4 protein-coding genes, 1 tRNA gene and 1 pseudogene are annotated in these 4,460 nt (G+C 52.1%); 1 reads left to right on the top strand and 5 read right to left on the bottom strand.

The features are described from left to right. On the bottom strand, positions 1-950 hold a 950-nt coding region (gene aroB, locus RCH93_RS10050), incomplete at its 3' end, for a 3-dehydroquinate synthase (RefSeq protein ID WP_306548255.1). A gap of 148 nt (positions 951-1,098) precedes the next feature. After that, positions 1,099-2,379, bottom strand: a complete 1,281-nt coding sequence (sat, locus tag RCH93_RS10045) for a sulfate adenylyltransferase (RefSeq protein WP_306548254.1) — start codon at positions 2,377-2,379, stop codon at positions 1,099-1,101. 334 nt (positions 2,380-2,713) lie between these two features. Between sat and RCH93_RS10040 the strand changes: the two genes are divergently transcribed. Continuing rightward, positions 2,714-2,789, top strand: a tRNA-Glu gene (locus tag RCH93_RS10040). A gap of 28 nt (positions 2,790-2,817) precedes the next feature. On the opposite strand, the gene RCH93_RS10035 is transcribed toward RCH93_RS10040, so the two are convergent. The 3 genes and pseudogenes from RCH93_RS10035 to RCH93_RS10025 form a co-directional block, all read right to left on the bottom strand. Continuing rightward, positions 2,818-3,876: a site-specific integrase gene (locus RCH93_RS10035; RefSeq protein WP_306548253.1), complete on the bottom strand. Its 1,059-nt coding sequence runs from the start codon at positions 3,874-3,876 to the stop codon at positions 2,818-2,820. A 158-nt stretch (positions 3,877-4,034) separates the two neighbouring features. Beyond that, positions 4,035-4,202 carry a hypothetical protein gene (locus RCH93_RS10030; RefSeq protein WP_306548251.1) on the bottom strand — a complete coding sequence of 56 codons (168 nt, stop codon included), beginning with the start codon at positions 4,200-4,202 and terminating at the stop codon, positions 4,035-4,037. After that, positions 4,199-4,460, bottom strand: a pseudogene (locus RCH93_RS10025) (hypothetical protein); the annotation flags it as partial. The gene RCH93_RS10030 and the pseudogene RCH93_RS10025, both read right to left, overlap by 4 nt.

Raw genomic sequence — 4,460 nt, 5'->3', positions numbered from 1 at the left:
CGCAGGGATTCGCGATCAAACTCGGGCGGGATTGCGGTGGGCAGAGCGTAGGCTTGCAAGAGCGCGACGATGTCGGCGGCCACGGCGGCGTCAGCATACCCTCCCCGGACGGCGAGTTCGGCGACGGCTCGCATGCCAATGGCCACAGCAAATCCATGGATGAGTTGATACCCCGATGCCGCTTCCACCGCATGGCCAATGGTGTGGCCAAAATTAAGAATCCGCCGCAGGCCCCCTTCCCGCTCGTCCCGTTCGACCACCGAAGCCTTCATTTCGCAACACCGTCGGATCATGGGCGCAATAACGGCAGGTTCAAGGGCAAGAATCGCTTGCCGGTTTTGCCCAAGCCAGGCAAAAAAATCAGCGTCAATGGAAGCGCCGTATTTGATCACCTCGGCCATGCCGCCGAGAAATTCCTCCGACGGCAAGGTGTTCAGCGCCGCTGTATCAATAAAAACAGCGCGGGGTTGATAAAAAGCGCCGATCAAATTTTTCCCTTGGGGAATGTCAACGCCGGTTTTCCCGCCGACCGAACTGTCCACTTGGGCAAGCAACGAAGTCGGAACCTGCACAAAGGGAATGCCGCGCATGTAAATAGCAGCCAGAAATCCTGTGATGTCGCCGGTTACGCCGCCTCCTAGAGCAAGCAAGCCGTCGCCGCGATCAAAACCACGCTCGGCAAGTTCACTTGCCAACCGGCCGATGGTGGACAAGTTCTTACTGGCCTCGCCATGGGGAAAAACAATCAATTCGCAGGCAACCCCGGCCTGTCGCAGCGTATGTTGCACCCGTTCGCCATACAAGGCCGCCACATTGTCGTCGCTGATGATGGCGAACCGCTTGGCAACAGCGCCGTCTTGTAAAAACGCGCCAATCTGCTCCATCACCCCAGGGCCGATGGTGATAGGATAACTTCTCTCGCCGAGCCCCACCTGAATTGTCTGCTCCACTATTCGCTCCCCGTCTGTTTGCGTCACTGCCGTTCAATACCCACGCTGCCGTCCGTACCGCAGCGGGATACGATTTTCAATAAAAAAGGAGATGCCGCACGAGGCGACATCTCCTTAGTCCTGCTGAATCTCAGAAAACTGAGATGTATTACATTGCAGCGCCGGAAGCAGCACCCTGCATTTTAACTTCAACCTTCTCGGTCAGACCAGCATAGTAGGCGCGAAGGCGAACCAAAACTTCCTCGCGACCGAAGTGGTCAACAACCGGAGCGCCGTCGGACAGAGCCTTGCGCAGCTTGGTTCCGGAAAGGATGACGCGGTCTTCTTTGGTGTGCGGGCAGGTACGCAGAGAAGCCATACCGTCGCACTTGTGGCAATAGAAGGTCCAGTCGATTTTCATCGGCTTGCAAAGCAGGTCTTTGGAAGGATCGCCGGTGACGGGAACGCGATCAAAAATCTGCTGAGCCTCGAATAGACCGTAGAAATCGCCAACACCGGCGTGATCGCGACCGATCAGCATGTTGTTGACGCCGTAGTTCTGACGGAAGGTTGCATGGAGCAGGCCTTCGCGAGGACCAGCGTAACGCATGTCAAGCGGGTAACCAGCGTTGATGACGTTCTCTTTAACAAAATAATGGTCAATCAGGATCTTGATAGCTTCGATGCGAACATCGGCTGGGATGTCGCCCGGCTTGAGATTGCCGATAAGGCTGTGGATCAGAACGCCGTCGCATACTTCAACCGCGATCTTGGCCAAGTACTCATGGGAACGATGCATCGGGTTACGCAGCTGCAGGGCGGCAACATTGGCCCAACCACGCTCGTCAAACATTGCGCGGGTCTCAGCGGGTTTCAGATATACGCCCGGGTACTCTTTCTTGTACTCGCCTTCGGACAGAACTTTAACCGGACCAGCCAAGTTAACGTCTTTCTGAGCCAGAACCATGATGACGCCAGGATGATCCTTCGGTGCGATCTCCCAGAACTTGTCGCCAACAGACTCTTCGCCTTCGCCTTTGAATACTTTCTCGCATTCCCAACGCTTGTCGGCTTCGGTCATCTCAAATTTTTCGGTGACCTTCATGGTGGCAAATGTCTCGCCTTTACGAACCAAGGCAATCTCGTCACCTACTTTGATGCCTGCTGCGTCGGCAGCAGTAACGTCCAAGGTGATCGGCACCGGCCAGAAGGTGCCGTCTGCCATCTGGAAATTCTCGCAAACGCCTTTCCAGTCAGCTTTGGTCATGAAACCGGAGAGCGGAGAAAAACCGCCGATGCCCATCATGATCAGATCGCCTTTGGCGCGAGCGGTGATCTCAATCTGTTTCAAACCTGCGGCTTTCTTTAACTCTGCTTCACGCTCAGCACCTTCAAGCAGGGCACAAACAAGACCTTTGCCGCCATGGGGCGCTACCAATTTTGAACTCATAATTTTTTCCCTCTCTGGTTTTATTCTTGTGAGAACATTTAGCCTACATAAATGCCGACCTGATGTGCCGGATTCGGTCCTACGCAGAAAAAACTGAACCAGCATTCAGTCAGGGTTGATATTTATATAGCGGAAGGCCGAAAGTCAAGAAAAAAACTCATGGAAATGATCAGGGAAAGTGATGATAAAGGTCAAAATTTCTACCCTCATTACGATGTCGGCAAATACTGAGGATTTATAGGTCCATCGTGACCATTTAGTGTTGCCGCCCACCGAAAGTCGCTTGACAAAGCCATCGAGATGTTTTAAAGATGGCGCACTCTAAACGACATATGGCCCCATCGTCTAGTGGCCTAGGACACTGGCCTCTCACGCCGGCAACAGGGGTTCGAGTCCCCTTGGGGTCACCAATAAAATCAGCCTGTTAGCTAACCTTAGCTAACAGGCTTTTTTTATGGGTGAGTTAGCGGTGAGTTGCCCACCTTCAACGGCAATCGATCCCCCTTTCAATACCGACAAAGAACCCCGCAAAGATTTCAGCCGATGAATGTACCTTTCCGTCGTTGAAATATTCTTGTGCCGTAGAATATCCTTTATGTCGATCAACGGAACGTCGGCTTGCATGAGTATGCTTGCCGTTAAATGCCTGATTCCATGAAGGCCAAATTCTTTCACACCCGCACGCTTGCACAGACCTTTAATCCATCGCCGGCGACAACGGTACGGCTGACCGGTATCCGGATCAGGAAAAACCCATTCACGCGAAGCTGATTTTTTCCACTGCTCCAAAAGCACCATCAACGAATCAGTAATCGGCAGCCAATCACATTCGATAGAACCGTCTCGCCTTTTTCTGGTATGAAGTCGGATTTGTTGACCTGGAAAATCAACATCAGACCAACGAAGTGTAAAAACCTCGCTTCGTCTGGCTCCAAGATGGAGATATGACAAAAGCATCGCCCTATCCTGCTCACTTCCGGCCTGCTCATACACCAACCAAAAATCTTTTTCCGGCGGAACATATCGACGCTTCCGAGTCTCGGGAAAGCGATCCACCATGCAAGGATTGCCAACCGGAAAACGGTCAATGTACTTCATTCCCCAATTCCAGGCGGCGACAAGATTCTTTCGATCCTTGTTGGCCCCGTTGCCGGACCTTGTGCCGACTTGATTTTTGAGATGGGAAAGAATCATCATTTTTGTGATTTTAAGAACTGGCGTTTTAGCTGGAATCGATTTTACAAGCAGCCGGAACGCCCTCTTCTTCTCTTCGAAGGTATTCTTTGAATGCTTTTGCTCTGAAAACTCGAGATACTGAGTGAGAAAATCAATTAAGCAAATTGTATTTATCGTTTTTTTCGCCGTTTTTGGCCGCTCCGCTTGATCTATCTCCCACTTGTAAGCCTCCTTCTGAGTCAGAAAAAATTTCCGGACGTATTTTCCGTCCACTCTGATTTGTCCCACGAATCGCTTTTTCTGTTTGTCGTAATATGGCATCGGTTAAAGTCCTTTCAAAGAACCGGTAAGCCGTGCCGACTCTAATACCGCCCAACTCTCTATAGTACTTGCGGACGGTGTTAACGTCGAGGCCCAGGTAATCAGCAACTTGGCCAGCGGTCAAAGAAGTTCCGAGTTCAGTTTGCATTTTCATCTTTTCAAAATCCCGGTAAGCGCGGTTGCCGTTTGTCGGCGGTCTGGTCCTGCTCGCGAACGGCGGCTTTCATACGGCGGGCGCGTTCGTTCACGGCGGGCATGTAGTCAGCGCCAAGCGGTTTGTTGCCAAGCCAGCCACGGCGCGGCGTCTTGAAGATGCTGGTTTTCATATCCCCTGCCCTACCCTGCCATTATGATATTGAAGCCCTTGAGCTTGAGCCGGCGGGAAAAGCACAAGTTGCTTGTCTTCCTGGCGGAACCGGGCCTCTAGGTCAAGCACGGATTTCGTATCTTTAAAGCCTTGGTTTTCAGGAGGCTGGCGCAGATCCATTTCAATAAGTTGGTCCCACAGTTCAGGCCGGTGCTTGCGAAGTTTGCGCAGATCGGGAAGCGATTTAAGCGGGCAACACCAGCACGAAACCCGTTTA

The sequence above is a fragment of the Desulfobulbus sp. genome (assembly GCF_030824455.1).
Lineage (GTDB): Bacteria > Desulfobacterota > Desulfobulbia > Desulfobulbales > Desulfobulbaceae > Desulfobulbus.
The sequence above is the reverse complement of the archived record's forward strand: the minus strand, read 5'-3'. Positions and strand labels throughout refer to the sequence as shown.

Coding starts and splice junctions, on each gene's coding strand:
- sat (WP_306548254.1), bottom strand. CDS start 2,379: ATGAGTTCAAAATTGGTAGCGCCCCATGGCGGCAAAGGTCTTGTTTGT.
- RCH93_RS10035 (WP_306548253.1), bottom strand. CDS start 3,876: ATGCCATATTACGACAAACAGAAAAAGCGATTCGTGGGACAAATCAGA.
- RCH93_RS10030 (WP_306548251.1), bottom strand. CDS start 4,202: ATGAAAACCAGCATCTTCAAGACGCCGCGCCGTGGCTGGCTTGGCAAC.